We start from the raw sequence: 21,000 nt of genomic DNA, 5'->3' as shown, positions 1-21,000 counted from the left end.
TTATCGCGATGGTAAAAGGTTATGCTGTAGGTGGCGGTAATGTACTAAATGTTGTTTGTGACTTAACGATTGCTGCTGATAATGCTATTTTTGGACAAACTGGTCCTAAAGTAGGTTCATTTGATGCGGGTTATGGTTCAGGATATTTAGCACGTATCGTTGGACATAAGAAAGCACGTGAAATTTGGTACTTATGTCGTCAATACAATGCACAAGAAGCTTTAGATATGGGTCTAGTAAATACAGTGGTACCTTTAGAGAAAGTTGAAGATGAAACTGTGCAATGGTGTAAAGAGATTATGAAACACTCACCAACAGCGTTACGATTCCTTAAAGCAGCTATGAATGCTGACACAGATGGTTTAGCTGGTTTACAACAAATGGCTGGGGATGCAACACTGCTTTATTACACAACTGATGAAGCGAAAGAAGGCCGTGATGCGTTTAAAGAAAAACGTGATCCTGACTTCGATCAATTCCCTAAATTCCCATAAGTTATTTTGAATATGATATTAAGTCACTTGCGTCGTTTATTAGCGACGATAGGTGGCTTTTTTATTTTATAAGAATTTAAAAGGGGCTTTTAATTAATTATCATAAATATAAGATAGTTTGAGAAAATTAATAGAGAAAAAATAAATGTTAAAGATTATTATTACAATCAAAAAACGAGCTGGTGAGAAATTGAATTCTCGCCAACCCGCTTTATGAAGTGAAATCATTTAAATTAGTTATACTAAGCGCTCATAAACGATTGGGCGCGAAGTGCCAATACCTTGTTTGGATGACGTTTGCATGAGGATATGCTGTGTATCATCATAATCAAGAATATAAGTGATTTCTTCATTATCAATAGATGAAAATTTAATGCGTTGATGTGCCGTATCTATAAAAAGAATATGATATTGATTGTGACTTGTATCATCGCCATGACGTATACAAATTGATTTTTGTAATTGATGATTACTCCAATTACCAATGAATAAATTGATATTGGTTTGTTCTAGATGTGTGAGTTTGGTTGTGTCGTAAACTAAATTTATAAATTGTAGTTGATACATAGTTTTACCTGCCTTTAATCAATATCTATATTACTTTTTAGTAACCTATCATTGAACCATACCAGTTATAATCACGATTGAATGATAAATGTAATAGGCTTGAATCTGCATCTTGGATTGATAATTCTGTATCCCAAGGATTCCAGTAAATAAGTTTTTCTTGGTCATTAATTTTAGCATTACCAACAACTGCTAGGGCATGTCCTAAATGTGGATCATTAGGGTTTTGAGATACACTTTGTGCAAGAATCATAATTCCTACATTATCTTTTGTAAGTTGATCAACTTGTTCATATGATGGTACGCCTTCTTGATAATGAATATCTCTGCCTTGTGATTTACCGTATTCAATCATTTGATTAGGGAATGTTGAGCAATTAGGAAGGTCTTGCTCACTTACTTCAGGGTATAATGTACGCATAATATCATGTGCATTATAAGTGTCTGTATTTTTAGTTGCATTTAATAATGCTGCCATACTAAATCCTGCACACCATGAGTTATCGAATTGTTGTTCTCTAATTTTGAAGTTTTTTAATGTATTTTCATATTGAACTTGATCTTCTTGTATCGCTTCGTTTTCTTCAACTTTAGTAGGTGTTACTGTATTTTTTAACTCTTGTTTCAATTTTGCTGAAACTGTTTTAGCACTTTCTTTTTCTTTTACATTACCAGGTAGTGGCGTAGCTTTTACTAATCTAACTTTGCCATCTTCTTCAAAATAAAACCCTTTTTCATCAGTAAGAACAGTGATATTTGAATTTTTATCTTTAATTTGGTCTAAATCTTTAGCGATGAAGTTTGAAATTTTAACACTGTAATTCATGTCTTCTTTTGATTTGTTTAAATCATCTTTATTTTTAGGGCTAAGTGTTAAAGTATAAACAATTTTACCGTCTTTTATAACTGGATAATAGTAACTATTATCTTCTTCACCATTAAATTTATAAATTTTAAAAGCTTCGCCAAGTTCATATTTACCAGTTTTTGCATTACTTTGTTTATCTAATGCTTTAGCATAACCAGCAAATTGTTGTTGTGCTAGATCTTTTACTTTTTGAGGTACTTTGTCACTCTTAACATTAATTTCTAGCTGTTTAGAGTGTGAATCGGCTTTGGCTTTATTGTTATTAGCAAATGCGCCTAGTGATAAAATAAGCATTGAAACCATTATGATGCTTATAATATTGAATACTCTAGATTTATATGAACTATTCATATAATACCCTCCATTTAAATCAAAATATTTTGCGTTGCTAAGACTTTGCTTCTATTTACTAAATCTAAATTAAGATGAAGTTTATGCAGCGTCAGGGTTGTCTGAATTATTGTTATCGCCATTGTCTGGATTATCAGGGTTGTTAGGGTTGTCAGGGTTATTTGGTTCATCTGGGTTGTTAGGGTTATCAGGATTGTTAGGGTTATCAGGATTGTTAGGGTTATCAGGATTATCTGGGTTATTAGGTTGGTCATCGTTGGCAAAATGGATATCTTCAATATTTTGTTTTAAGAAGTTGCGTACATTTTCATTAATAAATACCGCACCATTAAATTCATTTGGTACACCGCCCCAATGAATTCCGATCACTTCATTTTTTTCATTAAATACAGGTGAACCTGAGTTACCACCAGTTGTACTTAAATCATATTGCATAGCTTCGCCTTTGAGGTAAGTGATTTTTCCTTTACTTTCCCACATTGTTGCTACAGGTTTATCACCAGGATATCCTGTTACAGTAATATTTTGGTTAACTTGTGTTTCAGCATTATTACTCATTGTTGCTGGTTTAACTACTTCACCAATATGTTTGTTTTGCTCATTAGGGGAGAATTTAACTATTGCTAAATCACCTTCGCCTGAATATTTAGTGATTTGTTCAGCAGTGAAACCACCATTTGGATAATTGTCTTGGTTAATTGCAGAAGGGAATGCTTTTAAAGCATGAGGATCACCGTGCGTAGCATCTACGACGTGTTTATTTGTTAAAAGAGTATCTTTACCTACAACTACACCGGAAGCAATAAATGTACCAGTAGGTGCTTCAACTTGAATATAAGTTACGGGTGCATAATGACCATTCGTTGTATCTGTGATTTGGTGACGATCGTTATTCGGTAATATAACATTTGCGTGTTCACGTTGTTCTAATGGTTTAAGGTTACCGCCTTTTTTAATCTTAGGTGTTTGCTGTTTGCTTGACTGCGTTTGTTGTGGATGATTGTCCATAGCTTTTGATGATAACGCGTTTGCTGCTGGAGAACTCACAAGTGTCGCTGTTGTCAAAGTTGCAACGAATAAAGAACTAACTTTTAAAAATTTACCTTTCATCTAAAAACCTCCAAAAAATTTATTTACAAGTTAAATATAACACTAAAAATTTTTAAGTCAATAAGAATATATAAATAAATTAAAAAGTTTTTGTAAAGATTAGAGTTTACAAAAACATTAAGGTAATTAAAATTGAATTGTATTATACTTTATTCAATTGAGTTAAATTGATAAGATCGTCAATTGTTTGCATTTATCTAAAAGAATAAATAAGAAAGGAATTGAGAGCGAATGGAAAGTATTTGTTTATAATAATAAATAGTAACTTTTGAATAATAATTGTTTGGCCAAAGGTAGATTAATATGAATGGTGATATATTATTTGAGTGCTTAAGTTTCGAAGAACAATTATAAGTTAGCATATTAAAACCTTTTGATAGAATCATTTTGAGTGAGGTGTTTAAAGGAGAGGAATATAACTCGGTAGTATTTACAGTCTCTATAGAGTATTATTTAAAACTTATAGAATATAAAAAACTGAACGTACTATGAATTTAGTTCACGACGTCCAGTTCAACATATCATTTTTATTTAGTATTTAAATATTTAGCAAGTCTCTTCATACCTTCTTTTAAAACATCCATTTCATAAGCATAGGAAATCCTTACAAATCCTTTACCGAATTCTGTAAAGGATGAGCCTGGAACGATTGCTAAATGTGTTGATTCAAGTAAATCGACACAAAATTCGAAATCGTCATCGGTGATATGTTTAATACTTGGGAAAATATAAAACGCGCCTTCAGGTTGAGCGGTAATCTCAAAACCTAATTTAGTTAATTCAGATACTAAATAATTTCTTCGTTCTACATAAGCTTCGTTCATATATTTAGGAGCTTCTAATCCTTCGTTAAGTGCTGTTATACATGCTATTTGAGCTGGAACATTGGCACAAATACAATTATAGGCGTGCATAAATGTTAATTTATCAATCAAATATTGAGGCCCTAATAGAAAACCAATTCTTATTCCGGTTGCTGAGTGTGATTTACTTAAACCACCAATTAATATTAATTGATCACGAATGTCTTCAAATTCAGCGAAGGATACATGTTTACCACTAAATGTATTTTCAGCATAAATCTCATCGCTAATAATAAATATCGGATATTTTTTTAATACATTTACGATATTTAAAACTTCATTTCTTTTTAAAACTACGCCAGTTGGATTAGTCGGATAATTTAACAAGACAGCTTTTGTCTTTGGAGAAATATGACTTTCTAATGCATCAGGTGTAATTTTGAATTGTGTTGCTGTTGTATCAATATAAATTGGTTTACCACCTAGTACTTCGATGAGTGGTATGTAGCCTGCATAAATTGGTCCCGGTATTATAATTTCATCTCCAGGCTCTATGATAGAACGTAACGTTGTGTCTATTGCTTCACTTGCTCCATTTGTCACAATAATTTCTTCAGGATCATAGGAAAAATGATAACGATTTTTGAAGTATTGACTAATTGCTTCGCGAGTTTCTAATAACCCTTTATTGTGAGAGTATGATGTCTTGTCATTGTTAATAGCATCAATATATGCCTTTTTCACAACATCAGGCATCGGGAAGTCTGGTTGGCCAATAGTTAAATTAACACAATCATCCAAATTATTCATACGATTTGAAAATTGGCGAATACTTGGTGCTCTTAAATATTTAGAATTAGAATTTAAAGAAAGTTTCATTTGTGACACCTCAAATATAAATCAAATATTGTCTAAAAATTTAGAAATTAATAATATCATAACATACTTTTAAACCAAAAAAGGGTAAATTACTTAAGCTTTATTTGAAAAACGAAAAATGTCTAAATACACTGTAGTAACTACTTTTCAAAATGAATAAAGTGGTTACAGTTAATGTACTTAGACACTATAAAATTATGAATCTTTAAACTGTGATGGTCTTTGTAAATTAATTATTGGATTTGTCCATTTACAAACAAAGTTTGTAGATAATACATATACGATGATTACAGATATACTTATTAAATAAAGATAAGTCATTAATGATATAGGATTATCGAATGGGTACCATTCAAATCCTCTAACAATGCCAATAATTAAACCATGTAATAAATATACGTATAGCGTACGACTACCAATATAAGTATATAATTTTTTCTTTGTTGACATTAAATTTAGAAACGCAGTCATTGCGATTAATATAATTCCATATAATATAAGTCGTTTAAAAGGACTGAATATACTCTGTCCTTCATTTTCAAGTGAAGTATATGGTGAACTTCCCAATAACCAATCTGCATTGATAGGATGAATCACGTAAATGATAAAAAACAAAATAAAGGTAATGATAGATACTGGTATTAGTTTTTTATTTTTAAAAATAGCCGTATGTTTTTTGGTGAAAATGTAACCTAGGTAAAATATTGGGAAAAATACGATTGTCCTTGAAATGCTCAAGTAGCTATCGATGTTATCTGAAAAACCTGCTCCAATAGATATAATAATTGAAACTGATAGCACTTTATATGGATTAAATCTTCTAACTATTACTAAAATGACATGAAAGAAAAATAGCGTGATCAAAAACCATAACGCAAATACTGGGTTAAAAGGATCAAGTTGTAATTCGTCACTTTTACCTGTTAAGAAATAATATATTGAAAAGAATGCAAAAAATATCATATAAGGTACTATCAAACGTTTTGAAATTTTTTCTAAATAGTATGGTTTATCAATATTTTTCGCGAAATAACCAGATATAAACAAAAATGTTGGCATATGGAAACTATAAATAACTAGGTATAATGCTGATAAATATTTATCGCCACTAGTGTAGGGTTGTAACATATGTCCAAATACGACTAATAATATTAAAATTGCTCTTGCGTTGTCAAAAAAATAATCTCTCTCTTTTAATGAAGTCATATTTTATCTCCTTTATGTCCATAAGACTCTTACTAATTTATTATATTTTGTATTAGTTATGCAACAAATTTGTCTATTGTGTCGAATAGTATTGTAAAAATTATAAAAAAAGCATATAATATTATAAATAATATGTAGTGGAGTAGAACAACATGTATAAACAACTTGAAAAACTTATTACACTGACTAACAATGACTTAAACTTAGTGAATAGAAGATTTGGACAACGCACGGATATCACATCTGAACAGCTAGAACTTCTCCGTATTTTATTTAATTACGATCGCTTATCACAGTATGATTTGACGATGAAGATTAGCAGGGAACAATCTATAGTTTCAAGGTGGATTAAGAAATTAGTTTTGAAAGGTTACATCACAAGTCAACAATCTAGCGAAGATTTAAGATGTAAAGAATTAATTTTGACTGATCAAGCACGTACATTAATTTCACAAATAAATAATGCACGTTGCGAATTGATTGAAGCAAGATGTCAATGTTTATCGGAAGTCGAATTAGACAATTTAAATCAATTACTTGATAAGTTAAATCAACGACGCATATCGTTGTAACACGACAATAGCAAACACATAATTTAGTGTCATTGTGCACACAACAAAAATTGAATCATGAATTACAAGCAAAAGTAGCGGTGATTGTTAAAATTGATGGTAAACAATCACCGCTATTTTTGCTTGTGTATGTATAAAAAAGGGATCAAAGGTCATCCCCCATGATTGATAGTGGGGGATGACTTTTGATCCTATGTTCATGTTGCTTATTTATATTGTGGGATGTCGAAGTATTTGCCGACTTCGCCAATTTTATCATAGTAGCCTTTGATGATTTTAGCATTGATGTTAGCCCAATCTACATCTGTAGCATATTGGTGTGTTCCTGGATGTGCAGGATTCCATCTCATTTTGTAAAGTGTATTTTGACCAGCTTTTACATATGAGTTGCCGATGAATTTAGCACCACCAACGATTGCTTTTGATACTGTGTCCCAACCAGCTTGTTTAGCATATTTAATACCTTCACGTAAAGGATCGTTATCATATGCAGCAATACCAAATACGTTATGGTATTTCGTGTTTGAGTTAGTTACAACTTTGTTGTTCACTACATCTGCACCTTTCGCTAATTGAGAAGTACCGTTACCTGTTTCTAATAGGGCATGTGAGATAAGATAAACTTCATTAATGCCATACATTTGAGCAGCTTTGTTAAATGCAGCACCTTGGTTTTCTAATACACCTTTACCTTTTAAGAATTGATTAATTTTATCAATAGAAATATTTTGTGGTTGGTCTAAGCGTAAGAATTGATATTTTAATGCTGGATCTTGAGCTAAACGCTTCGTATCCATTGCATGCTTAACATCATTAAAGTTAGCATCTGTCCACTTACCTGGTACACGTTGTACTTGTGGTTTATATTGTAAACCAGCTTGTATTTGAGCAACTTGGTTTAATGTCATACCTGTTTGATTATACTTAATTAATTCTTTAGCTAAATCAGTTGATTTAATCCATGCTAATTTACCGTTAGATAATTTACCATAGTACCAAGTTTGTCCATTAATGACTTGTTCTTTAACAACTGCGAATGGTTGTTCATTAAATGCTTTTAATGAGTATTTAGCTGTATCAGAATTTGGTGTTACATAGTAATAACCATTACCATTTTTAATTACATAAGTGTAGTTATAATCTTTGGCAGCTGATGTAGTTGGTTTCACAGCAGTTGGTGCAGTTAAATCTTTTGCATTTACCCAACCAGTGCGGTTATTAATAGTACCGTATAAATAAACATCTTTGCCTACAGATACTTGTTTCGTTGCATTAAATGTACCTTGAGCAATGTTATTGCCTGTTAAAATGACTTGGTTTTTAGTACCCCAAGGAACCATTGATAAGCCGTTATTTGATTTATTAACAGTATATTTTTGAGTCGTTTTAACTTCTTTGCCTAGGTTTTGAACATTTAAGTCTTTTACATTGAACCAACCTAATGGGATGTTATGGCTTGTATTGTTTAATAATACATACGTTTCATTACCATGAGCACGCTCTTTTGTTACATAGAACGTACGGTCTGCATATTTCGCACCGTTTTTCGCTGTTTTTTCATAAACAGAAGCACGAATACCAGTGTTGTTTGGTTTAACTTGAGCAATCTTGCTAACTGTTTGAGTCGTTTGTGGTTTAGTAACAGTATAAGCTTTTACAGCTGTTTTTGGTTGTGCTACTGCTTTTTTAGGTGCAGCAGGTACAGCTAAATATGCTTTACTTACCCAACCAGATTTACCATTTACAGTTCCAAATAAATAGATAGATTTATCAATTTGTTGTTGCTTAGTCGCTTTAAAAGTTTGGTTACCTGTACCAGAAACTGCACCAGCTTCTTGTTTATAAGTGCCCCAAGGTACTGAATATAATTTAGTGCCTGGTTTTACTGTATATGTTTGCATTACATTTACAGGTGATTTTGCATTGTTATAAATAACGTCACCTTGTTTAACCCAACCAATTAAAGTTGGACTATTGTAATCTTTAACTAAGTAGAATTTGTTTCCACCTAAACTTGCTTCTTTTGTTACAGCAAATGTTTTTTGAACTTCTTTCGTTGGCTTACCAGTTTTGTCATAAACTGTAGTGAATAAGCCATTGTTTTTAGCATTAATTTGAGCAACACCGTTTAATGATGAAACTGTTAATTTATTATTTGTTGTAGGTGTTGATGGCTTAGGTATTGGTGTAGGCGTAGGTTTAGCAGTATCAACTAAATATGCTTTACTTACCCAACCAGATTTACCATTCACAGAGCCATATAAATAAATTGATTTATCAATTTGTTGTTGCTTTGAAGCCTTAAATGTTTGGTTTCCAGAGCCAGACACGCTACCAGCAACTTGTTTAGATGTACCCCAAGGTACTGTATAAAGTTTCGTACCAGATTTGATTGAATATGATTGATTTACATTTACAGGTGATTTAGCTGTGTTGTAAACCACATCGCCTTCTTTAACCCAACCAAATTTATTACCAGAATTGTAATCTTGAACAAGATAGAATTTTTGATTACCTAATGTAGCTGTTTTAGATACAGCAAATGTTTTTTGAACTTCATTAGTTGCTTTACCAGTTTTGTCGTAAACAGTAGTATATAAACCACTATTTGTTGGTTTGATTTGTGCGACACCATTGTTTGCTGCAACTGTTAATTTACCAGTTGATGGTTTCGACGGTGTTGTTGGTTTTGATGGTGTAGTAGGGGTAGTTGTAAATTGCGTACCCCATGGCGCCACTTTACCCATTTTTATTAAATATTTTTCATTAATTAAGTCATATAATTGATCATAACTATAATTATGACTTCTTAAATATCCATGTGGATCGGCATGGTCCGTACCACCTAAATATTTACTTACAGCGTAGTGAGTCCATACTGTACCATTTCCATCATACTCAGCACTGTCTGGTTTTAAACCATAATATTGTAATTGTGTAGCTGCATAGTCAGCATAGTTATTCATTGAACGTGCAAATGAAGCATAGTCGTGTGTGTGTACGATTTCAACATTGATGAATCTAGGGTTACCGACTGCACCGACACCCCAAGATAAGTAATCCGTTGGTGCTGTTTCGATTATACGATCCCCATCAACAAATGCATGTACGAATGCGTTTTGATAGTTATTTTTCATATAACTAATTTCACCATTTATCGTCGAACGATCATTAGCTGTATCATGAACTACGATACCTTCAGGACGACCTACGCCGTTACGGTATGCGTATTTAGGGAAGTAAGATGTATAATCTTCTTCAATTTTAGGTGCTTTTAAGTTATTTTTACGAATGTAATCGTTAATTGAAGAGTTTACTTGTGGTTTATATTTTGGCAAACTCGTTTTTGGTGTTGCAGCAACTGATCTTGGTTGTGCTGAAGCGCTAAAAGTAGTTACTTTAGGTGTCCCTTCAGTTTTAGCTTTAGGTGCTGCGGCTTTATATTGCGTTTCAAGAGCTGCAGGTTTAGCAGCTGATTTAATTAATTCTGGATTAATTTGATGTTCTGAATTATCATCTTCATCATCAACTAAACTATAACCAGCATTTGTAACATTAGTGTTAGTTTTAGGTGCTGTAGTGCTTGTTGACTTTGCAACAGGCTGCGTATTATTTGTAGTCGCTGATTGATTAGCACGAGTGTCACCATTTACTTGTGCAGTATCAACTTTTTGACTTACTTGAGCATTGCCTGTTTTGTTATTTGCTGTTTTTGGTTGGACAATAGCAGGGTCTTGATATACTTGAGTGCCAGAAATGTTTTGCGTTGGATTTTTTACCTCAGCTTTTGCTTGTTCAGTAGTTGCTTTAACTTTATTACTATCTAAAACATTTTTATTAGTAGTTTGATCTTGTGTCGTCTCAGCTGCTTGAACTTGATGTGCAGTGACTGCTGAACCTACAAGCGTTAATGCAACCATTGATGGTAGTTTGTAATTGAATTTTTTCGCCATTCTATTTATTACTCCTAACATTTATTAATTATTACTAACATTATAGTACCTGTTTTATATACCTGTGCGTATTTAACCAATTTGTAATATACTCTTAATTTACATTTTCACTGTAAAAAAATGAAAAAAATTTTGAATCTCAATGGTGACGTGACAAATCAAATAGAATTGATGTCAATTTAAGAATTGGTTTATTACAAATGTTTCTAAAATAGATACAACTTTTTTTAATTAAGCGAGGTTAACTTTTTTGTCATTTCAATATGCTCGATGCCTTCCTCAAGAAATATATTACCTCTCATTTTAAAGTTTAAACTTTCATAAAATGGGATAGCATGACATTGGGCATTCATAGTAGCTACGTAAAAACCTTCATCTTTAGCTAATGATTCTACAGCTTGCATAAGCATTCTACCCATTCCTTGTCCACGATGTGATTTCATCACAGCTACTCGTTCTATTTTGACAGTTGTTTCATTAATAGGGCGTATTCGAGCAGTGGCAACTGGCTGTCCATTATCATATCCAATGAGGTGAATAGATTCAGATTCATATTCATCAATTTCACTTTCCTCAGGGACGCCTTGTTCTTCTACAAACACTTTCTTTCTTATATAGAAGCAATCTTCTAACATCTTTTGATTGTTTACTTTTGAAAACATAAAATTCCTCCACATCCTAACAAAATCATTTACATTTAATTTACTAATAATAACATAGAATAACGATTGTTATTTTCCTCAAAAATAATTAGACATAAAAAAGCTATAAAGATGATTCACAAGAATCATCTTTATAGCTAATTAATTATTAATGTTATAGTGCTTCTTTTCTAATAATTGCTGTATATTGCCAAAAGATTCGCATTTGAGCAATATTCCAATTATTCATTCCCATTGTAAATCCTGAAGGCTTAAATATATTCACATCAGTTACTTCTAATGCTGCTGCAACTAAATATTGTAATGGAATGCTTAGTGATTTCATTGTTTCGGTAATGCCATTTTCATCATATACCCATGAAAATGGTAACTCTGATTCGAAAACATCAACACTATTGAAAATTTCAGGTAGGGCTAAAATATAACATGCACCATCTACAATAGGATTGTCGATACTATTTTTGTAATAAATTAGGAGTGCTTCATAGTTTTCTCGATGCTCATGATTGACGTAAAAAAATTCACTTCTAAAATGAGCCATATCTTGGCTATGAATGATTTGTTGTTCTAACATATTAAACATGCCATTTATATTTGCAATCTTTTCGTATGTTTTTCTACTCATGTATGATGCTCCTTTCATAAATAGTAAATGTTAATCGTCATATAATATTAATTTACAACACCATTTTGGTTATTTGAAGCTTGTGGCGCTTGTTGTGTGCCACCTTGATTTTGATTTAAGTTTTGATCTGTAGCAGGTTGTTGTTGATTGCTGGAATCACTGTTATTAGTTGAATCATTGTTCTCGTTAGATGTCTTATCTTTATCTGTCGTATCATTTTGTTCTTTTCTCAATAAACTACTATCTAAAGGCGTTAACGGTATTAATGAACCATAATGATTAATGACACGTTGATCTAAGAAATCATTTTTATCATTAATAGGTGATAATTCTAAGTCTTTACGAAGTAAGTTTGCATATTTTTGAATGCTTTCAACACTTGGATGATAATAGTAAATACCATTTAACATATCATCTTTACCTTTTAATTGCGCAGTTTTAATTTCAACATCATTTGTTAAGTACATTTTTGCTAAAGCTTTAATTTCAGAGTTAGTTAAATTATGCTTTGCATTTTTGCCTACAATTTGAATCACGTTATCAAGTTTATCAATAGAATCAACTTCCTGTGCTTTTTGGAATAAAATCTTAATTAATTCCATTTGACGTTGTCCACGTTTTAAGTCTGAATCATGATGTCTAGTTCTAGCAACTGCTAAAGCCTCATCACCATTTAATTTTTGGTACCCTTTTTTAATTTTAATCTTACCAGTATCATCTGTGTTAGGTTCATTTAAGTCGTATGGCACATCATAGTATATGCCACCAAGCTCATTTACAGCCTCGACAAATGCTTTCATATTGACTCTCACATAATAATCAACAGGTACATTCATGGTAGCTTCTACCGAATCCATTGCGGCAATTGGACCACCATATGCATGTGCATGGGTAATCTTATCGTAATAGCCAACTTTAGGAATGTAGCTGATAGTATCACGTGGAATACTAAGCATTCTAATTTGATGTTTTGATTGATTAAAAGTAGTTAAAATCATAGCGTCTGATCTAGAGTGTTCAGCATCCTGTCCTTTTTTTCTTCTTCCATCGTTATCATCGATACCTAAGAAAAGAATAGAGATAGGTTGTTCTTCGGGATTGACTTTATTATCTCTTAAGTTGGATTGACGATTAGCATTTTTGCTGTCTTGAGAAGATTCGAATGCATCTTGGGACGTTTTAAAAAGTAACGTAGCGAAGACTATTGGAACAACAATGAGAACCAATGCTAGAAGGATCAAAAAGTATTTTAAAAATTTATTCATGATTGATGCTCCTATATTAAATTTTTGTTAAATCATAATCATAATTTTAAAATATAATTAGTTGAACGATATTTATACAACTTCATTACTAATACATTATAGCCTTAAATTGTAGTACTTTATAGTAAAAAATACAAATGTTATGTCAAAGTTCCTTGTAATTTGAATGTTTTGTTAAAATCAAAAAGCATTTTTAAAAATATAATGCGACTTTAGTATGATGTCTTAAAAAATTTAAAGGCGTAATATAAATTCGAGTGATTTATACAAAGTGATAAGGTATAATTAATTTTGTTGTATAGATAACATATTAGAAAAACTTATTACTATGTAGCGTAAAGCATAAATGAATGATAAGTTAATTTTTGTAAGTTGTATTATTAGGCATCTAGGTTCAAATTTTTAACGATTTAAATATATAAAATGAATACATTGTGAGGCAATTATCAAATGAAATTTAATAAAGTAAAACTAGTTATACATGCGTGTGTACTATTATTTATCATTATTTCTATAGCGTTAATTTTTCATCGATTACAGACGAAGACACATTCTATAGACCCAATACATAAGGAAACAAAATTATCAGACAATGAAAAATATTTAGTGGATCGTAATAAGGAAAAGGTTGCGCCGTCTAAACTAAAAGAGGTATATAATAGCAAGGATCCTAAATATAAGAAAATTGACAAGTATTTACAAAGTTCATTATTTAACGGTTCAGTAGCTATATATGAAAATGGCAAATTGAAAATGAGTAAAGGTTATGGATATCAAGATTTTGAAAAAGGTATTAAAAACACACCGAATACGATGTTTTTAATAGGTTCAGCTCAAAAATTTTCAACAGGGTTACTGTTAAAACAGTTAGAAGAAGAACATAAAATAAATATCAATGATCCAGTAAGTAAATACCTTCCATGGTTTAAAACATCTAAGCCTATCCCATTGAAAGATTTAATGTTGCATCAAAGTGGATTATATAAATATAAATCCTCAAAAGATTATAAAAATTTAGATCAAGCAGTTAAAGCGATTCAAAAACGTGGTATTGATCCTAAGAAATACAAAAAGCATATGTATAACGATGGGAATTATTTAGTACTTGCGAAAGTTATTGAAGAAGTTACAGGTAAATCTTATGCTGAGAATTATTATACAAAAATAGGAGATCCTTTAAAACTTCAGCACACAGCATTTTATGATGAACAACCTTTTAAAAAATATCTAGCAAAAGGTTATGCTTATAATAGTACAGGACTTTCATTCTTAAGACCTAATATTTTGGACCAATACTATGGTGCAGGTAATTTATATATGACACCAACAGATATGGGTAAATTAATTACTCAAATACAACAATATAAATTATTCAGTCCTAAAATAACCAATCCATTATTACATGAGTTTGGTACGAAACAGTATCCAGATGAATATCGATATGGTTTCTATGCTAAGCCAACATTGAATAGACTTAACGGGGGATTCTTTGGACAAGTCTTTACTGTTTACTATAATGATAAGTATGTAGTTGTACTTGCATTAAATGTAAAAGGAAACAATGAAGTTCGAATCAAACATATTTATAATGATATTTTAAAACAAAATAAACCTTACAATACGAAGGGTGTTATTGTTCAATAATTAATATAGAAGATATAACATGTATATGGCATTAAGGCATCGACCTTATCTGACCAGTATACGAGTTATATCTTTTTTTTATAGTGGTAAAAAGTTTAAAGTATAAGGTTGAAGAAGGATGAGTTTAAAAATATGTGTTAACTGATAAAAGGGGAAATCATTTGGTGAGTTGGCATCAGACTAAAATGAATGAAGACGAATACGTTGGTCCATGCGTGGTGTGAATGTTTTCTAAATCTAACTGGAAATGATAATTTAATAATGTACACTTTTGATTGTTTAAACATGTACAATTTTTAAAAACCTAGGGATAATTTTATTGACGTGAACAACATTGAGATTATCTTTAGACATAAATATGGATTTTGAAGTTACTATATTTATTAGTTGTGGTTGTTAATGTATTAATTGAATTGATTATAATGATTGTCTTATAAGATATAGAAGGGGACTTAACCATTTAAAAATTGAAGGAAAATAAAAACCAGCTAACAAAAGTGTTAGCTGGTTAAACTTTACATTATTAAAATGTTGTTTATAAGTGTGAAGAGTGACCGCCTTGCATAACCCAATATGTTCCGACAACGAAACAAAGTGTAATTACAAGAGCAAAGATAACTTTGAATGTTTGTAAACGTCCATCTTTACCTTCAGTTAAATGCATGAACATTAATAATTGAAGTCCTGCTTGGACGAATGCAAAGCCAAAGATAATTGTCAACTTCGCGTGGAATGTTAATGACGTGTATAGTGTTACGTAAACTGCTAAAAGCGTTAATACGATAGATGCGATAAATCCTACAGTATGTTTCATTATTGTACTCATCCGCTATACACCATCCCTATCATATATACGGCAGTAAAGATGAAAACCCAAACAACATCTAAGAAGTGCCAGTATAAACTTACTATAAATAATTTTGGCGCATTATATTTGTCTAATCCGCGTCGTTGGATTTGGATTAATAAACAAATGGCCCAAACGATACCTAGCGATACGTGACAACCATGCGTTCCTAATAGGATAAAGAAACTAGACCAGTAAGAACCAATTGTTGGGTTAACGCCTTCTGATGCATAGTGTGCGAATTCATAAATTTCGAATCCAACAAAGACTAAACCTAAAAGTAACGTAATGATCATCCAAAACATCATTAACTTTTGTTTTTCTTGGCGCATGTAGTAAATAGCAATACCACATGTGTAAGAACTGAATAATAATGCAAACGTCATTATTAAAACAAGAGGCAATTCAAATAACTCAGTAGTCATTTTACCTGCATAATCGCCACCATGTTGCAAAGTTAATAGTGTCGCAAATAGGGTACCGAATAACGCAAATTCGGCTGTAATGAAAATCCAAAAGCCAAGCTTATTTAATTCGCCTTCATGTGTGCGTGAATCAATAGTGTTTGTATCATGACTCATGACTTACAGCCTCCCTTTCTTTAATACGCGCTTCTCTTAATCTAGCTTCAGTTTCAGCAACTTCAGCAGCAGGGATATGATATCCGTGATCGATTTGGAAACTGCGATAAATCATAGTACCAAAAATACCGAATAAACAAATTAATGCTGGAATTACAGTTTCGAAAATTAAGAAGAAACCGCCGATAGTCATAAAGATACCAATCCAGAATCCAACAGGAGTATTGTTTGGCATATGAATGTCTTTGTAATTATGGTTGTCTAAGTAATGACGACCATGTTCTTTCATATCAACAAATGTGTCGTAGTCATTCCAATCTGGTGTAATGGCAAAGTTGTATTTAGGTGGAATTGCTGATGCAGTAGTCCACTCTAGAGTACGGCCAAGGCCATCCCAGTTATCTCCAGTTGCTTCACGTGGAGATTTGAAGTGACTGTATACGATACTAACAACAAGGAATAAGAATCCGATTGCCATTAATAATGCACCGATAGTTGAAATTAAGTTTAATAAGAACCAACCATCTGATGGCATATAAGTGTATAAACGACGTGGCATACCATCTAATCCAAGAATGAATTGTGGTAAGAAACAAACGTTAAATCCGATCATGAAGAACCAGAAGCACCATTTGTTTAATGTTTCGTTTAATTTGTAACCCATCATCTTTGGATACCAGAAGATTAAACCAGCTAAGCAGGCAAATACAACACCAGTAACCAATGTATAGTGGAAGTGAGCTACTAAGAAGTACGTATTGTGATATTGATAGTCAGCTGATGCCATTGCTAACATTACACCCGTAACACCACCTAAAAGGAAGTTAGGGATAAATGCTAATGAGAATAGCATTGGTGACTCAAATGTAATACGTCCTTTATATAATGTTAATAACCAGTTAAACAATTTCACACCAGTTGGAATACCAATCAGCATTGTTGAAATTGAGAAGAATGAGTTGATTAACGCACCATTACCCATTGTGAAGAAATGGTGAACCCAAACTAAGAAACTAAGGAACGCGATACCGGCAGTTGCCCATACCATACTTTGATGTCCGAATAAACGCTTACGAGCGAATGTCGGGATAATTTCTGAGTAAATACCAAATGCTGGAAGGATAACGATATAAACTTCAGGGTGCCCCCATACCCAGAAGAAGTTAGCCCAAAGCATTGGCATACCGCCATGTGCAACTGTGAAGAATGCTGTGTCAAATATTCTATCAGTTGTCATTAATGCTAACGCTACTGTTAAAGGAGGGAAAGCAAGAATAACAATTAATGTAGTAATAAATGTTGTTACTGTAAACATTGGCATTTGCATAAACTTCATAGTTGGTGTTTTACATCTTAAAATTGTTACAAAGAAGTTGATACCTGTAGCTAAGGTACCAAGCCCTGAAATTTGTATAGCTATTAAGTAATAGTTAACACCCGGACCAGGACTGAATTCACCTGCTAGTGGCGCATAGTTTGTCCAACCAGCTGCTGGTGAACCACCAATAATAAATGACAGGTTGAATAAAATCATACCTGCAAAGAATAGCCAGAAACTTACGTTGTTTAATACTGGGAATGCAACATCACGTGCTCCAATTTGTAATGGAACAACGATATTCCATAAACCAAAGATAAATGGCATTGCCATGAAGATAATCATGATTACACCATGTGTACTAAAAATTTCGTTATAGTGGTTAGATTCTAAAAATTTGTTATCAGGTACTGTTAATTGCGCACGAATAAGTAACGCATCAATACCACCACGGACGAACATTAATACGGCACAGATTAAATACATAATACCGATTTTCTTATGGTCTACAGATGTGAACCATTCTTTGTAAAGATATTTCCATAATTTAAAGTAAGTAATTACTGCGATTAAACCAATAACTAAGAATGGGGCACCAATTTGTGCCATTGTAATCATCCAGTTACCTTTAACTAGTAATTGATCCCATGGAAAATTCATTAATGTCCACCTCCATGATCATCATTGTCTTGATCTTGCGCATCTTTTGAAATTTTCTTCATTTCTTTCGCATTTTTCGATTCATCTTTCTTGAACTCATTGTTATATGGTTCGTCATTTCCAAGAATCATCAACTTCATACCATGTCGTTTATAGTTCGCATTTGTAATTTGAGCTTTACGAGCAGGTATTAATGGTTTGTCTGATACATCTTTAAACATATTTTCTTCACTAGTGAAGTTTGGATCTTTCAATTCGAAATTGAAACGTTTATATGCATAGAAGATGTATTCTGGATCGGCTGCTGGATCAACAAACGCCATATGTGTACCATTAAATTCTAAAGCTTTATTAGGTGTGCTTGGTAATAATTGTTTATCAAATGTATCTTGATCTAACGTTTTCTTACCTTTAACTTCTTTCACCCATTTGTCGTAGTCTTTTTGACTAACGGCATTTACTTTAAATGTTTGACGTGAGAATCCTTCACCATTGAAGTTAGAGTTACGACCTCTGAACGTACCAGTTTGAGATGCTTCTAACGTCCAATTCATTGTCATGCCAGTCATGGCATATTTTTGACCACCTAATTGTGGAATCCAGAAACTTGTCATTGTATCCATAGCTTGAAGCTTAAATACGACAGGACGATCTTTAGGGATTGTTAATGTATTAACAGTCTCTATATGTTCATCTGGATAAGCAAAGAACCATTTGTATCCTGCACTTACTGCATATACAACCATTGGATCTTTCTCACTCTTCGGTGGTTTTTCGTAATCGTATAAAGTTTTAACTGTAGGAATAGCTAAAGCAGCAACGATTATGATAGGTATTACAAACCATATTGTTTCAATGATGGCATTATGGTGCATCTTACCAGATTCGGCATTCTTATTATAACTATACTTGTAAATAAAAATGGCGAACATGCCAAGTACAACGAAACAAATAACAAGCATGAAGACGATTGAATAAAGAATCAAGAACTTCTGACTACTTGCTACTGGCCCTTTTGCGTTGAAAATTTCTATATTTGAACAACCACTAAGTAAAATTAGTGTGCCAAATAATAGAAGCAAAGACTTAAATTTTGACACTTTTTTGACCTCCTAATACTACAAATGTAGGGCTTAACATTAATTTTAAGTTATTACACAATATTTACAAGGGCTTATGGGAAAAAAATTAATAAAATTGTATCAAAAATGTTGATAAATCAAGGTGTGACGTGGGTTCACACATTTGTTAAAATTATGTGTACATTTTGTGACTAATAGCGTTTTTGAAAAAATTGCTTCATATTTAAAAGGAAAGTTGAGAATAGCTTTCAATTAAAGGTTAATTGAATGAAAATAAAAAAAGTTTGAAATTGTCTAATAAATTGAAAATGATGGCTAGTTGATTGAAAGGAAGCGCAAACATTTTAATAAGGAATTTGCCAAAAGTAATTTATCGTTAAACAATGAAAAGTGGAAATTTGTTTGTTCAAAATCAAAACATTTTTTTAAAAAGAGCAGTTAAGTTTTAATAATTTGATAGGTAGTCCTTTGGTATACAGAAAAAATACAATATTTGGGTTAAAGTTGCAGATGAAGTTAGAATAACAAATAAAATGGTAGCAAAACATGTTCGTTTGCTACCATTTTATTTGCAGTATAGTGATGAGGGCTATTTAACCTCAATATACCTAGTGGAAATTTTAATTGCACCATCTGAATCAGTGACATGATATTTAATTTGATATTTACCAGATTTAGATGTATCAATTTGGCCATCGACTTTAATTTTATCGGTTAAATCTCCATCTTCTTTATCAAATGCACTTATGCCGTTTAGAAGGTTATAATCTTGACCTTTCTTAATAACGATATCATTAGCGCCTTTAATTTGTGGTGTAGTATTCGTCGTTGCATCTGCATTTAAATTTGGTGTTACTAGTGTAGCAGAAACACCGAGGGCTGATAATGACTGTAATAGTTTATTCATAATGTAACCTCCGAATGATAAGTCATTTCTGAGTTAGCTTTACTATACCTTAATTTATATTATTTACACATCATACTATAGTCCTAATCTTACCCTATAAAGAATGAAATTTAAATATAAATTTATAAATAATGAGGAAATAATTATTATTTTGAAAATCTGCCACAATTGTAAAATTAATAATTTAGGGATAATTTGAAATCAAATATAACTTTATTCGACAGTTTGAACTTAAATTTTTGTGTATCAAAACAATAAGAAAAGGGAGGCGAAAATGATAAAGAACCACTAATGATTAACTATGTAGTAGTACTTTATCATAGTCACAGCTTCTTTGTTGGGGCCTCGCTGACTTGCATTGTCTGTAGAATTTCTTTTCGAAATTCTCTGTGTTGGGGCCCATCCCCAACTTGCACATTATTGTAAGCTGACTTTTCGTCAGCTTCTTTGTTGGGGCCCCGGACTATAATTGAAAAATGCTTGTTACAAGCTTATTTTCATTCAATTAACTACTGTCTATATAAAATTGTTGAGCCAAGAACAAAGTGAAATGCTCCCTTCAAAGCCTTCATTTATTCAATGTCTACTTTGAAGGGAGCATTTGAT

General features: G+C 32.1%; 19 protein-coding genes. 5 read left to right on the top strand and 14 right to left on the bottom strand.

Translation table 11 applies throughout. The annotated features are described in order from the left end of the window. On the top strand, positions 1-494 hold a 494-nt coding region (locus IDG60_RS06530; RefSeq protein WP_241013343.1), incomplete at its 5' end, for an enoyl-CoA hydratase-related protein. A 237-nt stretch (positions 495-731) separates the two neighbouring features. On the opposite strand, the gene sspC is transcribed toward IDG60_RS06530, so the two are convergent. From sspC to IDG60_RS06505, 5 genes are all read right to left on the bottom strand, one after another. Further along, entirely contained in the window at positions 732-1,061 is a 330-nt protein-coding gene (gene sspC / locus IDG60_RS06525; RefSeq protein WP_000284458.1) for a staphostatin B, read from the bottom strand. 37 nt (positions 1,062-1,098) lie between these two features. Next, positions 1,099-2,280 carry a cysteine protease staphopain B gene (gene sspB / locus IDG60_RS06520; protein ID WP_001089094.1) on the bottom strand — a complete coding sequence of 394 codons (1,182 nt, stop codon included), beginning with the start codon at positions 2,278-2,280 and terminating at the stop codon, positions 1,099-1,101. Between the two features lie 81 nt (positions 2,281-2,361). Further along, positions 2,362-3,390, bottom strand: coding sequence for a Glu-specific serine endopeptidase SspA (gene sspA, locus IDG60_RS06515; protein ID WP_000676539.1), 1,029 nt, complete (start codon positions 3,388-3,390; stop codon positions 2,362-2,364). Positions 3,391-3,917: 527 nt separating this feature from the next. Beyond that, the gene (locus IDG60_RS06510) at positions 3,918-5,072 is read right to left on the bottom strand and encodes an aminotransferase class I/II-fold pyridoxal phosphate-dependent enzyme (protein ID WP_000777577.1); all 1,155 of its coding nucleotides are present in this window, start codon (positions 5,070-5,072) and stop codon (positions 3,918-3,920) included. Between the two features lie 195 nt (positions 5,073-5,267). Continuing rightward, positions 5,268-6,278 carry an acyltransferase family protein gene (locus IDG60_RS06505; protein ID WP_000202433.1) on the bottom strand — a complete coding sequence of 337 codons (1,011 nt, stop codon included), beginning with the start codon at positions 6,276-6,278 and terminating at the stop codon, positions 5,268-5,270. A 152-nt stretch (positions 6,279-6,430) separates the two neighbouring features. Between IDG60_RS06505 and IDG60_RS06500 the strand changes: the two genes are divergently transcribed. Beyond that, entirely contained in the window at positions 6,431-6,850 is a 420-nt protein-coding gene (locus tag IDG60_RS06500; protein ID WP_000278015.1) for a MarR family transcriptional regulator, read from the top strand. A gap of 26 nt (positions 6,851-6,876) precedes the next feature. Beyond that, positions 6,877-6,987 (top strand): hypothetical protein, encoded by a 111-nt coding sequence (locus tag IDG60_RS06495; protein WP_001788579.1) that lies wholly within the window; start codon positions 6,877-6,879, stop codon positions 6,985-6,987. A 69-nt stretch (positions 6,988-7,056) separates the two neighbouring features. Here IDG60_RS06495 and atl read toward each other — a convergent pair whose 3' ends face one another. The 4 genes from atl to IDG60_RS06475 form a co-directional block, all read right to left on the bottom strand. Beyond that, positions 7,057-10,803, bottom strand: coding sequence for a bifunctional autolysin (atl, locus tag IDG60_RS06490; protein ID WP_206160568.1), 3,747 nt, complete (start codon positions 10,801-10,803; stop codon positions 7,057-7,059). Positions 10,804-11,030: 227 nt separating this feature from the next. After that, positions 11,031-11,465 carry a GNAT family N-acetyltransferase gene (locus IDG60_RS06485; RefSeq protein ID WP_000491986.1) on the bottom strand — a complete coding sequence of 145 codons (435 nt, stop codon included), beginning with the start codon at positions 11,463-11,465 and terminating at the stop codon, positions 11,031-11,033. 154 nt (positions 11,466-11,619) lie between these two features. Continuing rightward, entirely contained in the window at positions 11,620-12,090 is a 471-nt protein-coding gene (locus IDG60_RS06480; RefSeq protein WP_000088431.1) for an osmotic stress response protein, read from the bottom strand. Between the two features lie 47 nt (positions 12,091-12,137). Next, positions 12,138-13,355 (bottom strand): polyisoprenyl-teichoic acid--peptidoglycan teichoic acid transferase, encoded by a 1,218-nt coding sequence (locus IDG60_RS06475; RefSeq protein ID WP_001031978.1) that lies wholly within the window; start codon positions 13,353-13,355, stop codon positions 12,138-12,140. A 450-nt stretch (positions 13,356-13,805) separates the two neighbouring features. Between IDG60_RS06475 and fmtA the strand changes: the two genes are divergently transcribed. Then, complete coding sequence (gene fmtA, locus IDG60_RS06470; RefSeq protein WP_000671245.1) at positions 13,806-14,999, top strand: teichoic acid D-Ala esterase FmtA; 1,194 nt, start codon at positions 13,806-13,808, stop codon at positions 14,997-14,999. Between the two features lie 535 nt (positions 15,000-15,534). On the opposite strand, the gene qoxD is transcribed toward fmtA, so the two are convergent. From qoxD to qoxA, 4 genes are read right to left on the bottom strand one after another with little or no spacing between them, the layout of a single operon-like run. Further along, positions 15,535-15,813, bottom strand: a complete 279-nt coding sequence (gene qoxD / locus IDG60_RS06465) for a cytochrome aa3 quinol oxidase subunit IV (RefSeq protein ID WP_001797236.1) — start codon at positions 15,811-15,813, stop codon at positions 15,535-15,537. 8 nt (positions 15,814-15,821) lie between these two features. After that, positions 15,822-16,427 (bottom strand): cytochrome aa3 quinol oxidase subunit III, encoded by a 606-nt coding sequence (qoxC, locus tag IDG60_RS06460; protein ID WP_000017736.1) that lies wholly within the window; start codon positions 16,425-16,427, stop codon positions 15,822-15,824. Next, the gene (qoxB, locus tag IDG60_RS06455) at positions 16,417-18,405 is read right to left on the bottom strand and encodes a cytochrome aa3 quinol oxidase subunit I (RefSeq protein WP_001010762.1); all 1,989 of its coding nucleotides are present in this window, start codon (positions 18,403-18,405) and stop codon (positions 16,417-16,419) included. Before qoxB ends, qoxC begins: the two co-directional genes overlap by 11 nt. After that, the gene (gene qoxA, locus IDG60_RS06450; protein WP_000032836.1) at positions 18,405-19,505 is read right to left on the bottom strand and encodes a cytochrome aa3 quinol oxidase subunit II; all 1,101 of its coding nucleotides are present in this window, start codon (positions 19,503-19,505) and stop codon (positions 18,405-18,407) included. The genes qoxB and qoxA overlap by 1 nt, the downstream gene beginning before the upstream one ends. A 301-nt stretch (positions 19,506-19,806) precedes the next feature. Here qoxA and IDG60_RS06445 point away from each other — a divergent pair, with 301 nt between their 5' ends. Beyond that, a complete protein-coding gene (locus IDG60_RS06445) occupies positions 19,807-19,929 on the top strand; it encodes a hypothetical protein (RefSeq protein WP_001790624.1) in 123 nt (40 codons plus the stop codon). A 147-nt stretch (positions 19,930-20,076) separates the two neighbouring features. Here IDG60_RS06445 and IDG60_RS06440 read toward each other — a convergent pair whose 3' ends face one another. Further along, positions 20,077-20,394 (bottom strand): DUF5011 domain-containing protein, encoded by a 318-nt coding sequence (locus IDG60_RS06440; RefSeq protein WP_001037831.1) that lies wholly within the window; start codon positions 20,392-20,394, stop codon positions 20,077-20,079. Between the last annotated feature and the right edge of the window lie 606 nt (positions 20,395-21,000).

The organism is Staphylococcus sp. EG-SA-2 (genome assembly GCF_017152085.1).
The sequence above is the reverse complement of the archived record's forward strand: the minus strand, read 5'-3'. Positions and strand labels throughout refer to the sequence as shown.

Bases quoted from the DNA above. Each gene is read 5' to 3' on its own strand.
- sspC (WP_000284458.1), bottom strand. From the start codon at position 1,061: ATGTATCAACTACAATTTATAAATTTAGTTTACGACACAACCAAACTC.
- sspB (WP_001089094.1), bottom strand. From the start codon at position 2,280: ATGAATAGTTCATATAAATCTAGAGTATTCAATATTATAAGCATCATA.
- sspA (WP_000676539.1), bottom strand. From the start codon at position 3,390: ATGAAAGGTAAATTTTTAAAAGTTAGTTCTTTATTCGTTGCAACTTTG.
- IDG60_RS06510 (WP_000777577.1), bottom strand. From the start codon at position 5,072: ATGAAACTTTCTTTAAATTCTAATTCTAAATATTTAAGAGCACCAAGT.
- IDG60_RS06505 (WP_000202433.1), bottom strand. From the start codon at position 6,278: ATGACTTCATTAAAAGAGAGAGATTATTTTTTTGACAACGCAAGAGCA.
- IDG60_RS06500 (WP_000278015.1), top strand. From the start codon at position 6,431: ATGTATAAACAACTTGAAAAACTTATTACACTGACTAACAATGACTTA.
- atl (WP_206160568.1), bottom strand. From the start codon at position 10,803: ATGGCGAAAAAATTCAATTACAAACTACCATCAATGGTTGCATTAACG.
- IDG60_RS06485 (WP_000491986.1), bottom strand. From the start codon at position 11,465: ATGTTTTCAAAAGTAAACAATCAAAAGATGTTAGAAGATTGCTTCTAT.
- IDG60_RS06480 (WP_000088431.1), bottom strand. From the start codon at position 12,090: ATGAGTAGAAAAACATACGAAAAGATTGCAAATATAAATGGCATGTTT.
- IDG60_RS06475 (WP_001031978.1), bottom strand. From the start codon at position 13,355: ATGAATAAATTTTTAAAATACTTTTTGATCCTTCTAGCATTGGTTCTC.
- fmtA (WP_000671245.1), top strand. From the start codon at position 13,806: ATGAAATTTAATAAAGTAAAACTAGTTATACATGCGTGTGTACTATTA.
- qoxD (WP_001797236.1), bottom strand. From the start codon at position 15,813: ATGAAACATACTGTAGGATTTATCGCATCTATCGTATTAACGCTTTTA.
- qoxC (WP_000017736.1), bottom strand. From the start codon at position 16,427: ATGAGTCATGATACAAACACTATTGATTCACGCACACATGAAGGCGAA.
- qoxB (WP_001010762.1), bottom strand. From the start codon at position 18,405: ATGAATTTTCCATGGGATCAATTACTAGTTAAAGGTAACTGGATGATT.
- IDG60_RS06440 (WP_001037831.1), bottom strand. From the start codon at position 20,394: ATGAATAAACTATTACAGTCATTATCAGCCCTCGGTGTTTCTGCTACA.